Consider the following 22079-nt stretch of genomic DNA (forward strand, 5'->3'; position numbering starts at 1 on the left):
AGGACAGGAAGGGTTTGCAGTCATGGGGCTGATCCGCGCAGTGTTTGATGCCGCCTTCCGGCAGGGGGGCGGGCAACGGCTCAAGCCCGTTGGGCCGCGCTGGCCGCTCCTGCTGTTCCATGTGGATACCGGGGGCTGCGGAGGCTGCGGGATGGAGCTGGAAGCGCTTTCCGCTGGCCCGTATGATCTTGAAGGGGCTGGTTTCGGCTTTGTGCAGACCCCGCGCTCTGCCGATGTCCTGCTCGTCACCGGGCCGCTCACCCGCACCATGGCGCCGGTTCTCGAAGCCGCATGGCAGGCTATGCCGAAGCCCAAAGGGCTGATCAGCGTGGGCGGCTGCGCCATGGATGGCGGGTATTTTTCCGAAAATTACGCCGTTCTTGGCGGGCTGGACCGCAAGGCGAGTATTGATCTTGTTATTCCCGGCTGCCCGCCATCCCCCCAGCAGGTGCTGGATGGACTATGTTCCCTGTTCGGGCAGCCGCCCCGACCCGTGAGCGGTGCTCAGGCCGAGGGGTCTTCTTCCACGTCTTCCTGAAGGTCTTCAGCGGCTTTTTTCAGCTTGATGAAGCTCATGCGGCTCAGCGGCAGCAGGACCATGTAAATCACCCCTGCGGCGGCCAGCGCGCCCCATGGGTCCGCCACCAGTACGGCGGTGTAAACCCCTGTGCCCAGCATAACCGGCAGAACATACTGCGCCGGAACCTTGAAGTTCTTGAAAGACCAGACAGGCAGGGTGGACACCAGCAGAAACGCCGTGCTGATCAGCGTAAAGGCGGGAAGCCAGGGCAGGCGTGTCAGCCGGTAGAGCCAGTCGATACCCAGCTTCTGTGCTTCCAGCCCGAGAAAAAGCGGAAACAGCGCCAGACCAGCCCCGGCGGGAGCCGGAACGCCGGTGAAAAAATTGCTGGCATATTTGGGCTTTTCTTCTTCGCCATCCAGCGTGGCGTTAAAGCGGGCCAGCCGCAGGGCCATACAGACCGTAAACATCAGGCACGGCAGGAAGGCATAGCGCCCGCCATCCTGAAGTGCCCAGAAAAACAGCAGGAAAGACGGGGCCACACCAAAGCAGACAAAGTCTGAAAGACTGTCAAACTCCGCGCCAAACCGCGTGGAGCCACGCAGCAGGCGGGCAATGCGCCCATCCAGCCCATCAATGAACGCAGAAAGCAGCAGGGCAACCCCGGCGGCCTGAAAGCGGCCTTCCACAGCAAAACGCATACCTGTCAGGCCGGAACACAGCCCCAGCATGGTCAGGATATTGGGGATCAGCCGGTTGAAGGACGGCCCGTGGATTTTGGTCCGCACCCGCCTGCGCAGGCGCTTGCGCCGCAGGCGGCGCGCGGCGTCCGGCGGTGTGGGGGAGGATGGGGCAGCCGGGAGCTGCGCAGGGTGCTGCGGATCTGTCACGGGATCAGAGGCGCGCCATGACAGTTTCCCCACCAACCATGGTCTGGCCAGCGGAAACCAGCGGTTCCACGCCCGGCGGCAGATACAGGTCCGTGCGGGAGCCGAAGCGGATCAGCCCGAAGCGTTCACCGGCTTCAACCTTCATGCCTTCAGAAACACTGCACACAATGCGGCGGGCAATCAGCCCGGCAATCTGCACCACAGCCAGCATCCGGCCATCGGGCAGGGTGAGGCTGAGGGCATTGCGCTCATTCAGTTCAGACGCCTTGTCCAGGCTGGCATTCAGGAACTGGCCGGGATGGTAGGCAATGCGTGTGACCGTGCCTGCTGCGGGCATTCTGTTGATATGCACATCCAGCACGGACAGGAACGTGGCAATACGCCAGACCGGCGCGGTGCCCATGCCCAGCTCTGCGGGGGGCGCAATTTTTTCAACAGACACCACGCGGCCATCCGCCGGGGCCACGGCAACATCGCTCCGGGCCGGGGTGGTGCGTTCCGGGTCACGGAAGAAATACAGGCAGAACCCGAAGAACAGGCCGCTGGCCGTGCCGGCATGGCGCAGCAGCGGGCAGGAAAGCTTCTTGCCCAGAAAACGGGTGATCAGGGTGGTGGCACCCGAGGCCAGCAGGAAGGGCTTCGCTTCCGGGTGGGGGGGCGCCAGCACAAGTTTGAAAGAGTCGATCAGCGACATGGAGAGGTCCTCACGCAAAAGGCCGGAACATGGGAAGAAAACAGGGGACCATGCGAGATGTTCCCCTGTGCCGGAGCAGGATCAGACCAGACCTGCCAGAGTGTCGCGCACGGCGGCAAGAGCGGCATCGGCCGCTGTTGCATCCGGGCCGCCTGCCTGCGCCATGTCAGGCCGGCCACCGCCGCCTTTGCCCCCCATGGCCGCGCTGGCTGCGCGGACGAGAGCCACGGCATCAACCTTTTCAGTCAGAGCCGGAGCCACAGCCGCCACAACGCTGCCCTTGCCTTCCGCAGTGGAAATCAGCACCACCACATCCGCATTGCCCTGCTTGAGGATGGTTTCAGCCAGCCCCTTGAGTTCACGCGGGGCGGTATCACCCACATTGCGGGCGGCCAGACGGGCAGCGCCCACCTGTTCCACAGCGGTTGCATCCACAGAGCCTGCGGCCAGTTTGCGCTGGAGCGCTGAAATCTGCCGTTCCATGGTGCGGCGTTCTTCCAGCAGCAGCGCCAGACGTTCCGGTGCTTCAGCAACACCGACTTTCATCATGGCGGCCATCTGTGTCAGGCGCTGTTCATTGGCGATGGAAAGGGCTTCCGCCGCCGTGCCCGCCACGGCTTCAATACGCCGCACACCAGCGGAAACACCGCTTTCAGACGTAATGCGGAAATGCCCGATATCGCCCGTGCGCTCCACATGTGTGCCGCCGCAAAGTTCGAGAGACCACGCGGCTTTTTCCCCATCGGGGTTGCCCATGGACACCACGCGGACTTCATCACCATATTTTTCGCCAAACAACGCCATGGCCCCTTCGGCCACAGCCTGTTCCGGCGTCATGGAGCGGGTGACAACCTTGGAGTTCTCACGCACGCGGCGGTTCACTTCGGCTTCAATCTCGGCCAGTTCTTCCGGGCTGATGGGGCGCGGCTGGCTGACGTCAAAGCGCAGGCGTTCGGGCGTGTTCAGGCTGCCTTTCTGGGCAACATGGTCCCCCAGCCTGCGGCGCAGGGCTTCATGCAGCAGATGGGTGGCGGAGTGATGCGCCCGGATGGCAGAGCGACGGTCATGGTCCACCGTGGCGGTCACAGCCTGACCGGGGCGGAGCGTGCCTTCTGTCACCGTGCCGTAATGCACGATCAGGTCGCCCGCTTTTTTCTGCGTATCGGTAATGGTCACGCGCAGGCCAGCCGCCGTCAGGACACCGGTATCCCCGGCCTGACCACCGCTTTCGCCGTAAAACGGCGTCTGGTTGAGCAGCAGGGCGACTTCCGTGCCAACGCCGGCTTCCTTCAGGAAGCTGTTATTGGCGATAACGGCCTGAACCTCACCATCAGCCTGTTCCGTGGTGTAGCCCAGGAATTCGGAGGCCCCGAACTTGTCCCGCGCCTCGAACCACACGGTTTCCATCGCCGTGTCACCCGAGCCAACCCATGCGGCCCGTGCGCGCTGGCGTTGTTCGGCCATTGCGGCGTCAAACCCTGCAACATCCACAGTGTGGCCGCTGCTGCGCAGGGCATCCTGCGTGAGGTCCAGCGGGAAGCCGAACGTGTCATACAGGCGGAAGGCCACATCACCCGGCAGGGCGGCGCCGCTGGACAGTCTGGACGTTTCGTCTTCCAGCAGCCCGAGCCCGCGGTCCAGCATGGCTTTGAAGCGTTCTTCCTCATTGCGCATGGTTTCACGGATGAGGGCTTCACCCTGCACCAGTTCCGGATAGGCTCCACCCATCTGGAGGATGAGCGCGGGCAGCAGTTTGTAGAAAACCGGCTCTTTCGTGCCCATCATGTGCAGATGGCGCATGGCGCGACGCATGATGCGGCGCAGCACGTAGCCTCGGCCATCCTTGGCGGGCAGAACGCCATCGGCAATCAGGAAGGCGGCAGAGCGCAGGTGGTCGGCCACCACGCGGTGGCTGGATTTGAACGGACCATCCGCAGCCTGATGCGTGACTTCGGCAGAGGCCTCGATCAGGGCGAGGAAGGTGTCGGTATCATAATTGTCCCGCTTGCCCTGCATGATTGCGGCAAAGCGTTCCAGCCCCATGCCGGTATCAATGGAGGGGCGGGGCAGCGGGGAGCGCACACCCGGCGGATCTTCAAAATACTGCATGAAGACCAGATTCCAGATCTCGACAAACCGGTCTCCATCCTCATCAGGGGAGCCGGGCGGGCCGCCGGGAACATCCGGGCCATGATCATAGAAAATTTCAGAGCAGGGGCCGCAGGGGCCGGTATCACCCATCCGCCAGAAATTGTCTGACGTGGGGATGCGGATAATTCTGCTGTCATCCAGCCCCGCGATGGAGCGCCACAGGCCAGCGGCCTCTTCATCATCCGCGTAGACGGTGACGAGCAGCTTTTCCTTCGGCAGGTTGAAATCACGGGTAATCAGGGTCCAGGCCAGTTCAATCGCTTCGGGTTTGAAGTAATTCCCGAAGGAGAAATTGCCCATCATTTCAAAAAAGGTGTGATGGCGGGCCGTGTAGCCCACATTGTCCAGATCGTTATGCTTGCCGCCTGCCCGAACAACCTTCTGCGCCGTGGTGGCGCGGGAATAGGGGCGCGTTTCCTGCCCGGTAAAGACGTTCTTGAACTGCACCATGCCCGCATTGGTGAACAGCAGCGTGGGATCATTGCGCGGCACCAGTGACGATGAGGGCACGATCTGATGCCCTTGTCCGGCAAAATACTCCAGAAAGGTGGTGCGGATATCGTTTGTTGTGAGCATGGCGTGAGGCAGACGGTCCTGAAACTGGTTGGGCGCGTGATCTCCCGTGCCAGCACCGCACACCGGAACATTCCGGAAGGGGCTGACGCAGGAAAAGTCCTCACGGCCAGGCGGAAAGCGGAAAGGCTTCTTTAACCCACGCCAGATGTAGCGCACCCGGCGCGGCTCTGAAAGGGGTTAGCACGCGGGGCGGGGTGAACAGGGCGTTATGGTGTCTTGGTGGGGTTTTTGGGTGACGATGGAAAGGAGACGGCATCTTCCGCCAGTTCCAGCACAGAGGCTGGGGGCTTTTCCCGAAAAACCATTTTCTGGCTGAGATTGAAGTTGGCGAACAGCCCTGCCAGAGAGCCGGCCGCCAGGGCAAGAACCGGATACGTCACGCAGAGCGGCACGGTGTAGAACAGGGTGTAAACCGTGCCCCGGTTCAGCAGAAAGCCGAAGCTGTTGGCCAGAAGAAAGCGCAGCCATTGCAGCACCGGGTGGTCATGCGCGCCAGCTCCCTTGAATGTCCAGAGGCGGTTGAGCGCCCAGTTCAGGGTTGCCGCGACAAAATAGGCCACAAGCGTTGCAACCGTAAGCCCGAGCAGCGGGCGCAGGGCGTAAACCGTGGCGGAATCCCAGACAAGACCAAGCGAGCCGACTATGCCGAATTTCAGAAGGCGCGCCAGTTTGGCCCTGCGGGCGGAAGCCGGAGCCGCAGGCTGGGGTTCGACTGGAGCCGAGGCTTCAGAAGGCGCTTTGAGTGTGGCGGAGGGGGGCGGGCTTGAAAGGGGCACGGGTAATCCCTTGAAAGGGGCGGGAGGCACAGGGCAAAAAAAAGGGGCACCCGAAGGTACCCCTTTTTCCGATCACGAGGAACCGGTCGATTAGTGGAGGATGATTTCCACGCGACGGTTCTGCGGTTCACGGGTGTTCGGGCCGGTCGGCACCAGCGGCTTGGATTCACCATAACCGTGGATGTCGATCGCGCTGGCCGGAACGCCGTCACGGATCAGTTCAGCCTTCACGCTGTTAGCACGACGCAGGGACAGGCCCAGGTTGTACTTCGCACCGCGGGGGCCGGGGTGAGCAGCGGAGTTATCGGTGTAGCCGTTAACTTCGATGCGGGTCGTCTGAACGTGGGTGGAAGCCTGAGCAGCTTCTGCCACGATCTGGCGGGCGCGTGCCGTCAGAGCAGACTTATCCCAGTCGAAGAACACCAGGTAGGAGCGAGCCGGCAGCGGAGCCGGAGCAGCAACAACCGGAGCAACCGGCGGCGGCGGCGGAGCCGTGTCGAAGGCATAACGCAGGCCCAGAATGAACTGGTGGTTGAAGCGGTGATCGAAGTTCGTGTTGCCACGACCATGAGCGCCGTTTGCGTAGTTAGCCGTGGAGGTGAAGGAACCATCGGTGAAGGAGCCAGGCTGGCCGATCATCCGGTATTCCGTGGTCACCTGCAGACCCGGGATGCCCGTGTCATAAGCTGCACCGACGATGCCCTGGTAGGCGAAACCACCGTTCGTGCCACCCAGACGGCTCACGTTGCCGTTGGTGAAGCTTGTGGTTGTCGGGTTGTAGTGCTGCCACAGGTAACCGGCACCAACACCAACAAACGGAGTGACAGGTGCGTCAATACCGAACTGCTTCAGGTCGATATCATACAGCACGTTCACGAAACCGCCGTAGGACTGGTCGCTGCCGCGGGTACGACCCGGAACAGACGTGCCACCCTGGTGGTTGATGTTGGAGTAGTTATACACGCCTTCGATTTCAGCGCGCAGGCCGTTGCCGAAGCCCCAGCCGAATGCACCGAAGCCGGTGAAGCCAGTGCCATGACGGAACTGGGAAGAAGTGGTGTTCTGTGAGCTGTCAGCACCGCCGGCGAAACCGGAAGTGTGAGCATGCTGATTCTGCACCAGGTTATAACCACCGCCCAGATCAACATAAGGGCCAGTGATCGTGGTGGCGAATGCGGCCGCCGGAGCCGCTGCCATCAGTGTCGTTGCAAGTAACGCCGTGCGGAGACGCATTTTTTCGTCCTCAATATTTCATCTGTTCGACTCTAGCCGCCAACCATTCAGCGGTCAGACCCAGCAAGATGCCTAAAGCCGTATAAAACGATAGGTTCCAAAATAGAAACCCGAAGCTTTGTGCTCTTGGCGATTAGAAGCCATAGCTGTGTTTTCTTTGCAACAGTTCATTTCGGTTTCCCATAATGCGTCTGTTGCATACTCAGCTCTTCAGGGTGTGTCTGTATGACACACCCACTCTCCTGGAGCACATGCCGCGCTTCTCTCGTGTCTCAATAAGGCGGAATTGCGGCAAGGCACCATAATCATGGTGAAGTCTTTGTTTTTCTGGCTGTTTTCAAGGGGTGCAGCCATCTTCCAGCAGGATTTCCCGCACCAGTTCAGCCGGGACATCCTGGCTGGTAAAGGCCTTTCCGATTCCGCGAGCCAGAACAAAAGACAGGCGTCCGTCCTGCATTTTCTTGTCGCGCTGCATATGTGCCATCAGATCTGCTACGCGAAAGCTGTATGGCAGGTCACTAATACTTGCAGGCATCTTTAAAAGCCGCAGGTGCGCCGTTACGCGTTCAAGGTCTTCCTGCGGGCAGACTCCCAGCCTGACGGAGAGTGCGAAGGCGAGCCGTAACCCGATTGAAACGCCTTCTCCGTGCAGCAGGCGGCCATCATAGCCGAGCTCGGCCTCCAGAGCGTGTCCGAAAGTATGGCCCAGATTGAGCAGGGCGCGGCCATTGCTGCTCTGTTCCTCACGTTCATCAGCCGCCACCACGCGCGCCTTGAAGGCGCAGGCCTGCCGCACGGCTTCCGTCAGGGCCTCGGGCTCCGCAGCCAGAACGGAGTCTCCATGGCGTTCGCACCATTCGAACAGGTCCGGGGAGCCAAGCAGTCCGGCTTTCACGATTTCCGCATAGCCAGCCACCAGTTCCCTGTGCGGAAGGGTGCTGAGTGCGGAAACATCGGCCAGCACGCACAGCGGCTGATGGAACGCGCCAAGCAGGTTCTTGCCCCAGCGGGTGTTGATGCCGGTTTTGCCGCCCACGGAAGAATCGACCTGAGAAAGCAGGGTTGTGGGAATCTGTACAAAGGGCAGGCCGCGCAGGGTGGTGGCCGCCACAAAACCTGCCAGATCTCCCACCACACCGCCGCCAAGGGCGATGATGGTGGTGCGCCGCTCCACGCCTTCTTCCAGAATCGCATCGGTCAGGCGTTCATAGGTGCTCAGGGATTTGGACTGTTCGCCCGGCGGGACGGTCAGGGCGCGGAAGGCAATACCGGTTTCGCGCAGGGAATCCTGCAGGGTGGGCAGATAGAGGGCCGCCACGGTTTCATCTGTAATAATGACAACCTTTTTCTGCGGCAGCACCGGAGCCAGCAGCGCGCCGGCCCGGCTGATCAGGTTGGTGCCGATCACAACATCATAAGATGTATGCTCAAGGGCTACCGGCAGGCGCACCGGCCTGCGGGAGAGAGCCAGGCTTTCAATCACCCGGGTGGTGCTATGGTCCACGTTGTGGTCTCCGCAATCAACAATAACATCGGCTTCCGCATAGATGGGGTGGCGCACTGTCATCAGGCGCGCCAGCACATCGCGTGGGGAGGCATCATTCAGAAGGGGGCGGTGGGTCCGGCCCTGCACGCGCCGCAGCAGCACCGGCAGCGGGCAGCGCAGCCAGACCGATATGGCGCGCTCACGCACCAGCGTGCGTGTTTCCGTATTCATGAAGGCACCGCCGCCGGTGGCCAGAACCATGGGCGGCCCTTCCAGCAGGCGGCGGATCACGCGGCGTTCGCCATCGCGGAAGGCGGCTTCGCCATACAGGCGGAACACGTCGCTTACGGAGCAGCCTGCCGCGCGTTCTATTTCCACGTCAGCGTCAACAAAAGGCAGGCCAAGCCGTGTGGCCAGACGGCGGCCAATGGTGGTTTTGCCAGCGCCCATCAGGCCAACAAGAACAATGCTGCGTCCGGAGGGCGGCAGGGCACTGGTTGCGGGCCAGCGCCCCACACGTTCCAGATCAAGGGGAATCGGTGGGCTTTCCGCAGCGTCGGGGGGTGGGTACGAGATACGTGATGACATGAAAGGCAGCTTACCATAGAGCAGGGAGAACGTACTCATTCAGATATCATGGAGCCAAACCGTATGAACCGCATGGTTCTTGTTGCTGCCGCTGTTGTTTGTGTTGCCCTGCTTGGGGGGATTGCCGCCCTTGGTCTTTCCGGTCATCCGCCGGTGCCGCAGCCCGTGCATCGGGACATCCCCGTGGCGGCTCCGCCTGCCGCAGCCCCGGCGGCCGCACTGGTAGCGGCCCCGCCCGCAGGCCCCGCCGTGGTGCCGTCCGCAGGCCAGCCCGCAGCCCCGGCACCTTCGGCTGCGGCTCTTGTCCCTGCGGCACCGTCCGGCCCGGTTGTTGTGAGCACACCGGTGGCCCCGGCCGCCGCGACACCTGCCGCGCCTGCCCCGGCTGGTGCTGCACCTGCTGCCGCTCCTGCTCCTGTCCCGGCGGCGCCCGCGCATCCGTGAGCACGGCGGCACGCGGCACAGATCTGTTTCTGGAAATGCTGGCGGCTGAACGGGCCGCCGCTCCGAACACTCTGGCCGCGTATACGGCAGATCTGACCTGCTGTGAGGACTCTCTGGCCGCTCAGGGCGAATCCCTGATGCAGGCCAGTGCCGCCGGTCTGGCGGCGTGGGTGGCGGAGATGGGCCGCAGCGGCCAGTCCCGCCGCACCGTGGCCCGCAGGCTTTCCTGCATCAAGCAGTTCTATCTGTTTCTGCTGCGTGAAGGGCTGCGGCAGGATAACCCGGCGGCGCATCTGGATGCGCCCCGGCCCGAAGCCTCCCTGCCGCATTTTCTCTCCGAATCGGAAGTCGTGGCGTTGATTGACGCCTGTGCCGTCCCGCCCGCTGCTTCGGAGGCGAAGCAGCGCCGGGGCCTGGTGGCGCGTGCGGCGCTGGAACTGCTCTATGCGTCTGGCTTGCGTATTTCAGAACTGCTCTCCCTGCCGCGTGATGCGCTTGCAGGAGAGCGGCAGATGCTGGTGGTGCGCGGGAAGGGCGGGCGGGAGCGGCTGGTGCCGTTGTCCGCCAGTGCGCGGGAGGCCGCGCAGGCGCTGCTTGCGCAGGACGCCCCCAGAGCCAGCCCGTATCTGTTCCCCGGGCGTGACTCGAAAAAACCGCTGACCCGGCAGGCATTTGACAAGATTCTTTATGAGGTCGGGCTTCAAGCCGGGCTGGACCCCACCCGGCTTTCCCCACATGTGCTGCGGCACTCCTTCGCCACGCACCTGCTGGCGCACGGAGCGGACCTGAGAGCCTTGCAGATGCTGCTTGGGCACGCGGATATCGCCACCACGCAGATCTATACGCACGTGCAGACTGAGCGGCTGAAACAGGCCGTGGAGTCCTTCCATCCGCTGGCATCGGAGAGGGCCGGGCAGGGTGAAAAAACAGGTTAAACGACACACCATGCACGAAGTGGCTTGGTTTTACGTGTGACTGTGCTATCCGCTTGGCCCATGCGTCAGTTCCTGGATTTCGAGAAGCCCGTCGCCGAACTTGAAAACAAGATCGACGAGCTGCGTCAAATGACCGACCCCGACGGGGTCAATATCGCCGAAGAAACAGCCCGCCTTTCAGAAAAGGCGGAGAAGCATCTTCGTGCCATTTATGCCAAGCTCACGCCCTGGCAGAAGGTGCAGGTGGCGCGCCATGCGCAGCGCCCGCACGCACAGGACTATATCAACGCCCTGCTGACCGAATTCACCCCTCTGGCGGGTGACCGGCTGTATGCGGATGATAAAGCCATTGTTGGCGGCATAGGCCGCTTTGATGGCCAGCCTGTGGTGGTGATTGGTACGGAACGTGGTTCCGACCTTGAAACCCGCCTGTCCCATAATTTTGGCATGGCCCGGCCGGAAGGATACCGGAAGGCCCAGCGGCTGATGAAGCTGGCTGGCCGTTTCAACCTGCCGATTCTGACCTTTATCGATACCGCGGGCGCATGGCCCGGTATTGATGCCGAGCAGCGCGGGCAGGCTGAAGCCATTGCCCGCTCCATTGAAGTCTGTCTGGAAGCCCCGGTGCCGCTGATTGCCACCGTGATTGGTGAAGGCGGCTCAGGCGGGGCGGTGGCTCTGGGGGCCGGGGACCGGGTGATGATGCTGGAACATGCCATCTACTCCGTGATTTCTCCCGAAGCGTGCGCCTCCATCCTGTGGCGTGACCCCAAGCAGGCCAGCACTGCGGCGGAAACGCTGCGGCTGACCGCGCAGGATCTCTCCCGCCTCGGGCTGATTGACCGGATTATTCCGGAACCGGTGGGTGGCGCGCAGCGTGACCCGCAGGCGGCTCTTGCATCCGTGCATGATGCTCTGGCTGAAGAACTGAAAGCACTTCTGCCGCTGGCTCCGGCGCGGCTGAAGGAACTGCGGCGCGAGAAATTTCTCGCCATGGGGCGTGAGAACCTGTCCTGAGCGGACAGGCCTCACCGGTCCCGATTTTCAGGGCGGCAGCTCCCCTTCCACGGGAGCGCCGCCTTTTTCTTTGAGCAGCTCATAAATAGCCTGCGCGGCCTTTTCCACGGCGTCCCTGTCCTGTCCTTTGGCGACAAGAGCCACGCCCTTGCGGCCATCGTCCCGATGGAACGGGTAAGACCCGAGATCCAGATCGGGAAACCTGTTCTGAATGGCCTCCAGCCCATCGGCCAGCGCGCCTTCAAACAGGGATGTCGTGTGCCATGTGCGGGAGAAGACCGGGGCTCCCTGCTTCAGGGTCGGGGCGAGGGCTTCAAACATGGCCCGCATAATTCGGGGCACCCCGGCCATGACATGCACATTGCCTATGCTGAAACCCGGCGCGATGGACACCGCATTGGGGATGGGCGTTGCGCCGCGTGGCAGTTTGGCCATGCGCTGGCGGGCAGTATTGAAATTTTCCGCGCCAAAATGCGCCTCCAGCAGCGCGAAGGTGGGGGGATGAATTTCCCACGGCACACCGAACGCTTCGGCTATGCAGGGGGAGGTGATGTCATCATGCGTGGGGCCGATGCCACCGGTGGTGAAGACTTCATCAAACCGGGCGCGGAGTTCCGTCACGGTTTCCACAATGGTTGTGCGGATATCCGGAATAACGCGGATTTCCCGCAGGGGGATGCCCAGTTCGCCCAGCCGTGTGGCCAGAAACTGAATGTTGTCATCGCGGGTGCGGCCGGAGAGAATCTCATTGCCAATCAGGATAAGCGCTGCGGTGCGACGCATGAAAAACCGGTCCTTTCAGCGTGGTCCCGTGGGTGGGAGCAAGCGGCTTGAGGGAAAATGAAGCCCTGTTTGCTCGCGGTCAATGGCCTGGGAAGCCAGCGGGAGAGGGCCGGAGTGCGTGTTTATGGATTGACCGGGAGCGGTGCAGTTCATAGCTTCCCCCGCATGTCCGAAAACCGCACATCTTCCGAACCCGTTCTTCCCCGCGCCTGGCCTTTTGAGGAGGCGCGAAAGCTTGCCGAGCATGTGACTGCGCGTGCGGCGTCCAAACCTGATATGGCGGCTGCTCCCGCGCTGCTGGAAACCGGCTATGGGCCGTCCGGCCTGCCGCATATCGGCACTTTTGGGGAAGTGGCCCGCACATCCTGGGTCCGCCAGGCCTATACGGCGCTGACAGGTCGCCCGACCCGCCTGCTGGCGTTTTCGGATGATATGGATGCCCTGCGCAAGGTGCCGGACAATGTGCCGAACCGCGAGATGCTGGAAAAATACATCGGTCAGCCGCTCTCCCGTGTGCCGGACCCGTTCGGCACGCACGAGTCGTTTGCCGCGCATAACAATGCCCGCCTGTGCAGTTTTCTGGACAGTTTCGGGTTTGACTACGAATTTGCCTCTTCCACCCTCTATTACACTTCTGGCCGGTTTGATGCCGCGCTGAAGCGTGTGCTGGAAGTGCATGACGAGATTCTGGCGGTCATCCTGCCGACACTCGGGCCGGACCGCCGTGCGACCTATTCGCCCGTTCTGCCGCTGCACCCCCGCACGGGTGAGGTGATGCAGGTGAAGATGGATGCCATTGATGCCGCGGCAGGCACGGTCCGCTGGACCGATGCGGACGGTGAAACCTTTGAAACACCGGTCACGGGCGGTCATGCCAAAATGCAGTGGAAGGCCGACTGGGCCATGCGCTGGTATGCTCTGGGCGTTGACTATGAAATGTCCGGCAAGGATCTGATTGACAGTGTGCGCCTCTCAGGCCGCATTTGCAGCATTCTGGGGGGCACACCGCCCGCAGGCCTGACCTATGAGCTGTTTCTGGATGAAAACGGCCAGAAAATTTCCAAATCCAAGGGCAATGGTCTCTCGGTGGAGGAATGGCTGCGCTATGCGCCGCCGGAAAGCCTTGGCCAGTTTATGTTCAATCAGCCCCAGCGCGCCAAGCGCCTGTTTTTTGATGTGATCCCCAAAACGGCGGATGACTATCTGGCTCATGTGGAAAAGGCGAAAGCCCTTCAGGGCGAGAACAGTGAGAGTGCGGACCTGAAGGCCAACCCGGCATGGTTCATTCATAAAGGGCTGATTCCCGCAGATGCGGGCAGCCCGGTGCCGTTTGGCATGCTGCTGAATCTGGCCAGCGTGGCCAATGCGGAAACGCCGGAAGTGCTGTGGGGCTTCATCCGGCGGTATGATGCCTCCGTCTCCCCCGAAAGCCACCCGATGCTGGCGTGCCTCGTGCGCCACGCCATTGCCTATTATGTGGATTTCGTGCGGCCTGCCAAAACCTTCCGCGCACCCACGGATCAGGAACGCGCGGCGCTGGTGGATCTGGCCGAAACCCTGCGCGGGTACACCGGTGAGGCCTCCGATGCCGCAACCTTGCAGAATCTGGTATTCGAAATTGGCAAGCGGCATGCGTTCGAGCCGCTGCGGAACTGGTTCGGGTGCCTGTATGAAGTGCTGTTGGGCCAGAAGGAAGGCCCGCGCTTTGGCGGCTTTGTGGCCCTCTATGGCGTGACAGAAACGGTTGCGCTGATTGAAGCCGCACTGCTGCGAGAGCCTCAGGCTTAAACGCGGGAGTCTTGTCTCCATGGTGAAGAACGTGTCGTCATCACCGCAGAGAGAGGTGCCCGGACTGCCTCCGGAGAGACCGTGGTGGCAGCGGTGCCTGAAGCATCTGCCTCATCTTCTGGGGCTGCTGCTGATGGTGGCTGCCATCGGGGTGGTGCAGCATGAACTGCGCCATCTGCGGCTTGCCGATATCAAGGAAGCCATGATGGCCATCCCCCCCCGCCAGCTCTGGCTGGGGGTGGGCTGCACGTTCCTTTCCTATTTTGTCCTGTCCTTTTATGACCGGCTTGCCGTCATGCAGGTCGGCTACCGGCAGATCCCCTTCCGGCGCACGGCGTTCGCGGCATTCTGCTCTTATGTGCTCTCCCACAATCTCGGCTTTTCAGCTGTGTCTGGCGCTGCGGTGCGCTACCGGCTCTACCGGAACTGGGGGGTAGGCTCTTTTGCCATAGCGCAGATTATCGCCTTCTGTTCGGCCACGTATCTGCTGGGCGCGGCTGTGCTGATTGGTGGCGTGCTGGTGTGGAAGCCGCAGGTTATTCCCATGGCGGGCTCCCATGTGCCGCCGCTGGTGCTCACGCTGGCCGGTGTGCTGTTGTGGCTGGGCGTGCTGGCGTATATCGGCATGGCCTTCCGGGTGCGGACCTGCAGCATGCGCAAATGGACGGTTGACCTGCCATCCCCCCGGATGGCCGTGATGCAGACTGTGGTGGCCGCGGCGGATGTGGCGGCCACGGCGGCCATTGCCTATGTGCTTCTGCCGCCGGGTGTGGGGGTGGATTACCCGTCCTTTCTGGCAATCTATATTGCCTCCTACACTGCCGGGCTGATTGCCAGCGTGCCGGGTGGGCTTGGCGTGTTTGATGGCATGATGCTGCTGGCGCTGGGGCCGTATATGCCTGCGCCGCAAATTCTGGGTGTGGTGCTCATTTTCCGGCTGTTTTACTACATTATTCCACTGTTTATGGCGGGGGTGATGTTCGCCGGGCATGAGCTGTTCCTGCGTGGGGATGACGCGCTGGCACGGAAGAAAAGACGTAAGCAGAAAAACGTCAGCGCCGTGCGTATCCGCCCCAGTCAGGTGGTGCGCGAGAGCGAGGCCGATTTTTCCGTGGCGGTGGCAACCGGAACAGTCTCTCTGTGCGGCCTGATGCTGATCTGCCTCGTGCTGCTGGACCCCGTGCCCAAGCTCGGTGTGGTGCAGGGGCTGTTTTTTTCAGCGGCCGGGTCTGTCAGCAATTACCTTCTCTCCCTGATGGGCGTTGCGCTGATTGGTCTGGCTATTGGTCTCTCACAGCGTGTCACTCTGGCGTGGCGCGGGACACTGGTGCTGCTGGTGACAGCGGCGGTGCTGACCTTCCTGCGTGGCAATACGGTGCTGGTGCCGGTCATGCTGGGGCTTTCCGCGTTTCTGGTTGCCCCCTTCCGGGCCTGCTATTACCGGCGCTCCCGCCTGTTGAGTGAACCGCTTTCAACTTCCACGCTGCTCTACCTGTTGCTGCTGTTCGCGTGCGTGGTGGCGCTGGCAAACCGGCATGGGGCGGGAAGCTGGTGGCAGATGGTGTTTGTCTTCCCCTCATCGGGTGCGGTCCGCTGGACCATTGCTCTGGCTGTGCTGCTGGCACTGGTTGTGATCGGCCGGCTGATGTGGCCGGGGCGGGTTACTGTTCGCCCGTGGGATGAGGCCGCCTATGCGCAGTACCTCACGCTGGATCATGCCCTGCCATGCGTGCAGGATTTTCACCCTGAAGGGTTTGTGACAGGCGAAACTGGTGAGGCCGTGATTCCCGTCTGCCGCCGTGGCGAGTTTCTTGTAGGGCTGGGAGACCCGGCCGGAGAACAGGAAGATAGCGTGTCCGCCATCTGGCGCCTGCGCGATCTGGCGCTGCAGGAAGGCATCAAGCCTGTTTTCTGGAAGGTGGGAAGCGCGTTTTTGCGTATTTATGACGATATTGGCCAAAGTGTCTGGCCGATGGAGGATGGCACGGGGCTGCATTTCTGCTATCCGGCGGAAGACATTGCTCTCGCCTCCAGGTTTTTTGCCACCTATAAGAACGGTAGAGAGACGTCTCCGGCATCCGCCGGGCAATAAATTTTATGTGCCGGGTTTCGGAGGCGCTGTTCAGGTGCTTTCTCAGAAGCCGGCTTTGCTGGGTACGTGCATGTCGGCTGATTTTACTGCCTCGTTGTTCAGCGGAGGGGCTGCCCGTGTGGCAACAACCTCTTTCCTGCTGTCCTTTCCGGCACTTTTCTCCATTGTAAACCCGTTCGGGGCGTCGCTGATTTTTGCGCAAGCCACGGCTGGCCGTTCCCGTGGTGAGATTTTTGCGTTGGCGCGGCTGGTGGCCTTTTACTCCTTCGTCCTGATGGTGGTGTCCATCTGGTGCGGCGGGAAGGTGCTGGTGTTTTTCGGCGTGACCTTGAACGCCCTGCGCGTTGCGGGCGGAACGGTGGTGGCCGTTCGGGCGTGGGGGCTGCTGCAAACCCCGGAAAGTATTGAAGCGCAAAAGGAAAAGCAGGCTCTTCAGGGTGGCAAGACCGTGCGCTCTCCCAACTGGTCTGATGCCGCGTTTTTTCCGCTGGCCATGCCGTTCACCGTGGGGCCGGGGACCATTGCCGTGGCCATTGCACTGGGTTCGGGGTGCCCGCCGGGTGAGCCGTTTCTGGCGTATGAAGGGGGTATTACCTTCGCGGCGGTGTGCGTGGTGCTGATTGTCTGGGCGACCTATGCCGGCTCAGAAACACTGGTGTCCATGCTGGGTGTGACCGGAACCCGTATTGTCAGCCGTATGGCCGCTCTCGTGCTGCTGTGTATTGGCGTGCAGATTCTGGCCTCCGGTGTGCAGGGGTTTGCTGTGGACATGTGGCACCACATCAAGGCTTCAGGCTGAGGCGAAAATCCGGGCCGGGTTTTCTCCGTCCGGGGTTTGTGAGGGCAGGCGGCACAGGAGCCGCGCTGCCCTTTTTTGTGTCTATTCGGCGGTAATCCGCGTTACCGTGGCATCCTGCGCATGCAGCAGGGTTTTCAGCCGGTTGAGCTGGGCCGTAGCCTGTTCCGCAAATCCATAAGGCGGGTTGATGACAACCAGCCCCGCGCCGTTCAGGCGGTCCGGGTCCACAGGTTTGCGCATCAGCAGTGCAGCCGCCAGAACATCAGGCACTTCGGCCTCCTGCAGGGCGGTATGGAACGCCCGGACAGGTGTGCGGTGCTTGATCGGGTACCAGATGGCAATAACACCGGTGGGGAAGCGCGTGCGGATGGTGTGCACGGCGTCTGTCAGCCGGTTGAACTCGCCGGGTTCCTCAAAGGGCGGATCAATCAGAACCAGACCGCGTTTGGCCGTTTTGGGGGGCAGCAGGGCACGCAGGGCCTCATACCCATCGCGCTCATGCACAAACACGTTCGGGGTGCGGGTAAACAGGCCGTAGAGCTTGCGCTTGTCCTCCGGGTGCTTCTCGCAGCACAGCAGTTCATCCTGCGGGCGGAGCATCAGGGCGGTAAGAAGCGGGGAGCCGGGATAGATACGGGGGCCACCGGCCTGTTTCACCAGATCCAGCCAAGGGGCGAGGGGGCTTTCCGGCCCTTCTCCCTCCAGCAGGCCAAAGCCCGTTTTCCATTCCTGTGTTTTTTCCGCTTCCTCGCTGGTCAGGTCATACCGGCCAAGGCCGGCATGTGTGTCCAGCACCATGAACGGGCTGGGTTTGCGCAGAAAATGGCCGAGCAGCGAGACCAGAAGCGCATGCTTCATGCAGTCCGCAAAGTTTCCGGCGTGGAAGGCGTGGCGATAGTTCATGCAATACTCTCTAGCGGGGCGAAGCGGCTGGCCATGTCTTCCAGTGGCCAGCGGGGGCGGGGGCGCGTGGTGCTGTCTTCCGGCTGGGGCAGGCCCAGTGCGGCGGCTTCCCGGCAGGTTTCAAGGGCCGCCCAGCCGACCATCACGGCGTTATCCGTGCACAGGCGCAGTGGCGGGGCGGCAAAGCGGAGGCCGGCACCTGCCGCCACCTGCTCCAGCCGGGCGCGCAGCACGCTATTGGCGGCCACACCGCCTGCGGCCACCAGCAGGCTGGCTTCGGGCATCATATGCAGGGCGTTGGTAATGCGGTCTGCCACCACATCAGCCACGGCCTGCTGGAAGGAGGCGGCAAGATCCGCCGCGAACTGGTGCGGCAGAGGGTCTTGACCATACGGGGCCAGCTTCTGGGAAAGGGCTGTTTTCAGGCCGGAGAAGGAGAAATCGCACCCCGCGCGGCCCATCAGCGGGCGGGGCAGGGGGATAGCGTTCGGGTTGCCCGCCAGAGCCAGCTTTTCCAGTGCCGGGCCACCGGGCCAGCCAAGGCCGAGCATCTTGGCAACCTTGTCGAACGCTTCTCCCGCAGCATCATCAATCGTGCCGCCCAGCTTGCGGTATCGGCCAACGCCGTCCACCGCAATGCACTGGCAGTGGCCACCCGAGACAAGCAGCAGAAGGTATGGGAAGGCCGCGCCATCGGGCACAAGCCCCGGCAGGCGGGCTGTCAGCGCATGGGCTTCCACATGATTGACGGCAACAAAGGGCTTCCCGAGTGAAAGCGCCAGCCCCTTGGCGAAGCTGGCCCCCACAATCAGGCCACCAATCAGCCCCGGCCCGGTGCTGGCGGCTACAAAACCAATCTCCTGCGGTGTCATGCCCGCCGCGTCCAGCGTGGCCTGTACGAGCCCGGGCAGCAGGGCCAGATGGGCGCGGGCGGCAATTTCCGGCACCACACCGCCAAATTCCGCATGCCCGTCCTGAGACACGATTTTTTGAGCCAGACACACGCCCTCGGCAGAGAGAATGGCGCAGGCAGTTTCATCGCAGGACGATTCGATGGCTAGAACCGGGCCGCCTGCAAACCCCTGTGCGGGGCCAGATACAGGGCTGTTTTTCTGCGTGTTCCCATCTGTCATGGCTCTGTGGTTCCGTGTGCTGCAAGGGTGGACAAACCGTGCCATTCCGTGTGTGATCCGGGTCCGAAACGGTATGCTGCGCGTGCCGTGCGCCTCTGGGGCGCAAGTTTTTCAGACCTTTCTGACATGATGGCTTCTTGTCCTTTCTCCATTCCCGGTAATAGACACATCTTATGGACTCAGCCTACCCTTCCTCGACTGCCCCTTCGCCCGCGCTGCAGAAAGTTGCAGCGGAAGCGGCGGCCCGCCAGAAAAAGACCTCCGGGCATTCGTCCCGTCGTCTTCTGCCCCTCCGTGTCGGAACCCGCGGTTCGCCCCTCGCGCTGGTCCAGACCCGTGCCTTTCTGACCATGCTCACACGCTTCTGCCCCGTTCTGCGGGACATGGGGGCGTTTCAGGAGCACCAGATCAACACCACGGGTGATCAGGTTCAGGACCGGCGTCTGGCCGAGATTGGCGGCAAGGGGCTGTTTGCCAAGGAAATTCATGAGGCTCTTTCTGATGGGCGGATTGATTTTGCCGTCCACAGCCTGAAGGACCTTGAAACCACCCTGCCGCCCGGGCTTGTGCTGGCCTGCACGCTGCGGCGTGAAGATGCGCGGGATGCGCTGATTCTCGGCCCCACGCTCGCGCCGACGGACCCGGATGATCCGTATTCCGCCCTGCCGCAGGGTGCGATGGTCGGGTGTGCCTCCGTCCGCCGTCAGGCACAGATGCTGCATGTGCGGCCTGACCTGAAGTTCGGGCTGCTGCGCGGCAATGTCCAGACGCGACTCGATAAGCTGGTGGCGCGCCAGTGTGATGCCACGCTGCTGGCTCTGGCTGGCCTGCGCCGTCTGGGCATGGAGGAGCGTGCGTCTCTGGTGCTGTCTCCCACCGTGATGGTGCCTGCCGCAGGGCAGGGCATTGTGGGGGTGACGGTGCGTGAGGATGATGTCGAGCTGCGCGAGCTGCTTGCCGCTATTGAAGACTATGAAGCCCGCGCCGTGGCAACGGCGGAACGTGCGCTTCTGGCGGAGCTGGATGGCTCCTGCCGCACGCCTATTGGTGGATATGCGCAGTTAATTCCGGTTGTGGCGGGGGAAGCCCCGAAGCTGCACCTGACCGGCCTTGTGGCGCGGGAGGATGGCTCTTTCCTGCTCAAGCGGGATATCAGCGGTGCGCCGGAAGATGCGGCGCGTCTGGGCCGGGAGCTGGGTGAAAGCCTGCGGGCTGACAGCCCTTCCGACATTTTTGAAGAGTGAACCTGCCGCCCTGATGTCAGACCCCGCCGTGCCCTGCGGTGTGCTTGTCACACGGCCGGAGCCGGGGCTTTCTGAAACATGCGCGGCTGTTGCCGCGGCCGGGTGGGTGCCTTATGCGGCGCCCGCCCTCCATATCACCCCGCAGGTGGTGCGGTGCATGCCCGCGCAGCCCGCAGCCTGTGTGCTGACAAGCGGGCAGGCGGTGCAGGCCGCACAGGCCAGCCTTCCTTCCTCATGCCTCGTTTTTGCGGTGGGGGATCGCACTGCGCAGCGTGCGCGGGCGGCCGGGTTCATAGATGTCCGCAGCGCGCAGGGGGATGCCGAGGCTCTGGTAGCCCTGATAACCCGTACGCACGCTCCCTCCGCCGGAACGCTGCTTCTGCTCTCCGGCGCGCGGCAGGGGGTGGCGCTGGCGGCCCGGCTCCGGCTGGCGGGATTTCAGGTGGTGCGGCGCGTGGCCTACACGGCGCGGCCCGTGCAGCGGGTTGCCCCGGAAATCCTGTCCGCCCTGAAGGCGGGGGTGATCAGCCACAGTCTGTTTTTTTCTTCAGAAAGTGCGGCGGCCTGGATTGCCGCCCTGCCGGAGGCCGAGCGCGAGGCCGCGAGTCGAACAACCGGTATTGTCATCTCGCAGGCCACAGCCGCAGTCGTGCAGCGTGCCGGATGGTCGCGCGTTATGGTCGCGGCGCAGCCCACGGCACAGGCTGTGCTGGAGGCGCTTGGGCCGGGGCCACGGGTATAAAAACTCGGGCATAAAAAAACGGCCCCGGAAAAATCCGGAAGCCGTTTTCACATCAGGAAGGCGAGGCCCGTGGTGCGTCAGCACCGCAGGCCAGCATTCTCAGAGCCAGTATTCTCAGGCATTGCCAGCGGTCTGGGGGAATTCCGCACGTTTGGCCTGCCACAGGGCAACAAAGTCGATCGGCTGAAGCACGATGGGCGGGAAGCCGCCATCACGCGTGACATCGCTGATGATGTTGCGAGCGTAGGGGAAAATCAGGCGCGGGACTTCGACCAGCAGCATCGGCTCGATCAGTTCCTGCGGCGGGTTGGTCAGCGTGACAACGGCAGCGTAGGCCAGTTCGGCAATGAAAACCGTGCGGCCAGCGGGGCCACCTTCGGTTTCCGGAGCTTCTTTCGCTTCGGTCTTGATGACCAGCGTCACTTCATAGACAGACTGGTCTTCCTGAAGGCGGCTGGCCTGAACATCAATGTTCACGGCAATGTTGGGCTGAGAGCGCAGTGTGGCAAAAATTTCAGCGCCGGCAGGCACTTCAAATGACAGATCCCGCGTGTACTGCAGGTTAATGGCCAGGGGAAGAGCAGGCGGCGTGGAGTGTTCAGAGTCAGACATGGAAAATTACGCTTTCTTAATCAGGTCACACTGAGGCTTTCAGCGGTAGCATGCTGCCAGAGCTTCGCCAACCGCAAGAATAGGACGGCGCGACATTAATAACTAAAGGGTCATGCGTGCCTGCGTTACGGTATTCTGCTTTCAGGCAGGCAGATGTATCCAGTCTCCATTTTCCAGACTTTCCCCGCACAGGCCCAGCAGAAACCACCAGTGTGAGACAACCAGTGTTTCTCCAGCATCCGGCTGCTGCGCCATGAACCGGCGGAAATGCCCCACGCGGCTGTGCAGCATGGCATCGCTCTCCGGCGCGTCCGACCACCAGACTTCTTCCAGCACATCAAAATTCAGGTGCGGCCAGCTTTCACACAGGGTCGAGGCAGGGGAGCCTTCATCACAGGAATACATGGCGCGTTCGCGCACCAGCGGGGTAATTTCCGGCGTGATGTTCAGGGCGCGGGCAAGGGGGGTGGCTGTCTCCAGCGCGCGGGTGAAGGGGGAGACCAGAATGCGGGTAATGCCAGCCCCCGCCAGTTCCTGCACAAGGCGCTGCGCATGCACGCGCCCCTGTGTGGAAAGAGGGGGGTCTGACAGGCCGGGGTCACGCCCTGTGGCCGTGTACAGCCGGTTGAATTCGCTTTCGCAGTGCCGCAGAATGATCATGAGACAAGCAGAT

General features: G+C 62.3%; 20 protein-coding genes. 9 read left to right on the forward strand and 11 right to left on the reverse strand.

The annotated features are described in order from the left end of the window. Positions 1-22: 22 nt before the first annotated feature. On the forward strand, positions 23-538 hold the full coding sequence (locus GOB82_RS00990) for an NADH-quinone oxidoreductase subunit B family protein (RefSeq protein WP_166118532.1): 516 nt from the start codon (positions 23-25) through the stop codon (positions 536-538). On the opposite strand, the gene GOB82_RS00995 is transcribed toward GOB82_RS00990, so the two are convergent. The 6 genes from GOB82_RS00995 to aroB form a co-directional block, all read right to left on the reverse strand. Further along, entirely contained in the window at positions 505-1410 is a 906-nt protein-coding gene (locus GOB82_RS00995) for a CDP-alcohol phosphatidyltransferase family protein (RefSeq protein ID WP_377791989.1), read from the reverse strand. The genes GOB82_RS00990 and GOB82_RS00995 overlap by 34 nt on opposite strands. Positions 1411-1414: 4 nt before the next feature. Beyond that, positions 1415-2104, reverse strand: a complete 690-nt coding sequence (locus GOB82_RS01000; RefSeq protein WP_166118534.1) for a phosphatidylserine decarboxylase — start codon at positions 2102-2104, stop codon at positions 1415-1417. An 81-nt stretch (positions 2105-2185) separates the two neighbouring features. Further along, positions 2186-4831: an alanine--tRNA ligase gene (gene alaS / locus GOB82_RS01005; RefSeq protein ID WP_166119604.1), complete on the reverse strand. Its 2646-nt coding sequence runs from the start codon at positions 4829-4831 to the stop codon at positions 2186-2188. A 206-nt stretch (positions 4832-5037) separates the two neighbouring features. After that, positions 5038-5499, reverse strand: a complete 462-nt coding sequence (locus GOB82_RS01010) for a GtrA family protein (RefSeq protein ID WP_194300331.1) — start codon at positions 5497-5499, stop codon at positions 5038-5040. Between the two features lie 198 nt (positions 5500-5697). Then, positions 5698-6840 carry an OmpA family protein gene (locus GOB82_RS01015; RefSeq protein ID WP_166118538.1) on the reverse strand — a complete coding sequence of 381 codons (1143 nt, stop codon included), beginning with the start codon at positions 6838-6840 and terminating at the stop codon, positions 5698-5700. 337 nt (positions 6841-7177) lie between these two features. Beyond that, positions 7178-8914 (reverse strand): 3-dehydroquinate synthase, encoded by a 1737-nt coding sequence (gene aroB, locus GOB82_RS01020; RefSeq protein WP_166119607.1) that lies wholly within the window; start codon positions 8912-8914, stop codon positions 7178-7180. Between the two features lie 63 nt (positions 8915-8977). Between aroB and GOB82_RS01025 the strand changes: the two genes are divergently transcribed. Genes GOB82_RS01025 through GOB82_RS01035 form a run of 3 tightly spaced genes read left to right on the forward strand, consistent with a single transcriptional unit; the run spans position 8978 to position 11310 of the window. After that, a complete protein-coding gene (locus GOB82_RS01025) occupies positions 8978-9358 on the forward strand; it encodes a hypothetical protein (protein ID WP_166118541.1) in 381 nt (126 codons plus the stop codon). Beyond that, positions 9355-10293 (forward strand): tyrosine recombinase, encoded by a 939-nt coding sequence (locus tag GOB82_RS01030; RefSeq protein ID WP_265793754.1) that lies wholly within the window; start codon positions 9355-9357, stop codon positions 10291-10293. The genes GOB82_RS01025 and GOB82_RS01030 overlap by 4 nt, the downstream gene beginning before the upstream one ends. 60 nt (positions 10294-10353) lie before the next feature. Further along, positions 10354-11310: an acetyl-CoA carboxylase carboxyltransferase subunit alpha gene (locus tag GOB82_RS01035; protein WP_166118543.1), complete on the forward strand. Its 957-nt coding sequence runs from the start codon at positions 10354-10356 to the stop codon at positions 11308-11310. Positions 11311-11337: 27 nt separating this feature from the next. Here the strand turns inward: GOB82_RS01035 and GOB82_RS01040 are convergent, their stop codons facing one another. Beyond that, positions 11338-12093: a competence/damage-inducible protein A gene (locus GOB82_RS01040; protein WP_166118545.1), complete on the reverse strand. Its 756-nt coding sequence runs from the start codon at positions 12091-12093 to the stop codon at positions 11338-11340. Positions 12094-12258: 165 nt separating this feature from the next. Here GOB82_RS01040 and GOB82_RS01045 point away from each other — a divergent pair, with 165 nt between their 5' ends. From GOB82_RS01045 to GOB82_RS01055, 3 genes are all read left to right on the forward strand, one after another. Further along, a complete protein-coding gene (locus tag GOB82_RS01045) occupies positions 12259-13881 on the forward strand; it encodes a lysine--tRNA ligase (RefSeq protein ID WP_166118547.1) in 1623 nt (540 codons plus the stop codon). Positions 13882-13900: 19 nt separating this feature from the next. Next, positions 13901-15973 carry a lysylphosphatidylglycerol synthase domain-containing protein gene (locus GOB82_RS01050; RefSeq protein WP_166118549.1) on the forward strand — a complete coding sequence of 691 codons (2073 nt, stop codon included), beginning with the start codon at positions 13901-13903 and terminating at the stop codon, positions 15971-15973. A 70-nt stretch (positions 15974-16043) separates the two neighbouring features. Then, positions 16044-16772 carry a MarC family protein gene (locus GOB82_RS01055; protein WP_166118551.1) on the forward strand — a complete coding sequence of 243 codons (729 nt, stop codon included), beginning with the start codon at positions 16044-16046 and terminating at the stop codon, positions 16770-16772. Positions 16773-16853: 81 nt separating this feature from the next. Here GOB82_RS01055 and GOB82_RS01060 read toward each other — a convergent pair whose 3' ends face one another. After that, positions 16854-17675: a 23S rRNA (adenine(2030)-N(6))-methyltransferase RlmJ gene (locus GOB82_RS01060; RefSeq protein WP_166118553.1), complete on the reverse strand. Its 822-nt coding sequence runs from the start codon at positions 17673-17675 to the stop codon at positions 16854-16856. Then, a complete protein-coding gene (gene tsaD, locus GOB82_RS01065) occupies positions 17672-18808 on the reverse strand; it encodes a tRNA (adenosine(37)-N6)-threonylcarbamoyltransferase complex transferase subunit TsaD (RefSeq protein ID WP_166118555.1) in 1137 nt (378 codons plus the stop codon). Before tsaD ends, GOB82_RS01060 begins: the two co-directional genes overlap by 4 nt. 173 nt (positions 18809-18981) lie before the next feature. Between tsaD and hemC the strand changes: the two genes are divergently transcribed. Both hemC and GOB82_RS01075 read left to right on the forward strand, forming a co-directional pair. Continuing rightward, the gene (gene hemC / locus GOB82_RS01070; RefSeq protein WP_166118556.1) at positions 18982-20052 is read left to right on the forward strand and encodes a hydroxymethylbilane synthase; all 1071 of its coding nucleotides are present in this window, start codon (positions 18982-18984) and stop codon (positions 20050-20052) included. After that, positions 19979-20794: a uroporphyrinogen-III synthase gene (locus GOB82_RS01075; RefSeq protein ID WP_242007134.1), complete on the forward strand. Its 816-nt coding sequence runs from the start codon at positions 19979-19981 to the stop codon at positions 20792-20794. The genes hemC and GOB82_RS01075 overlap by 74 nt, the downstream gene beginning before the upstream one ends. A 114-nt stretch (positions 20795-20908) precedes the next feature. Here GOB82_RS01075 and secB read toward each other — a convergent pair whose 3' ends face one another. Together secB and GOB82_RS01085 are read right to left on the reverse strand one after the other, a co-directional pair. Further along, on the reverse strand, positions 20909-21406 hold the full coding sequence (gene secB / locus GOB82_RS01080; RefSeq protein ID WP_166118558.1) for a protein-export chaperone SecB: 498 nt from the start codon (positions 21404-21406) through the stop codon (positions 20909-20911). A gap of 141 nt (positions 21407-21547) precedes the next feature. Continuing rightward, positions 21548-22066, reverse strand: a complete 519-nt coding sequence (locus GOB82_RS01085; protein WP_166118560.1) for a histidine phosphatase family protein — start codon at positions 22064-22066, stop codon at positions 21548-21550. Positions 22067-22079: the final 13 nt, after the last annotated feature.

The organism is Acetobacter farinalis, from assembly GCF_011516935.1.
GTDB classification, from domain to species: domain Bacteria; phylum Pseudomonadota; class Alphaproteobacteria; order Acetobacterales; family Acetobacteraceae; genus Acetobacter; species Acetobacter farinalis.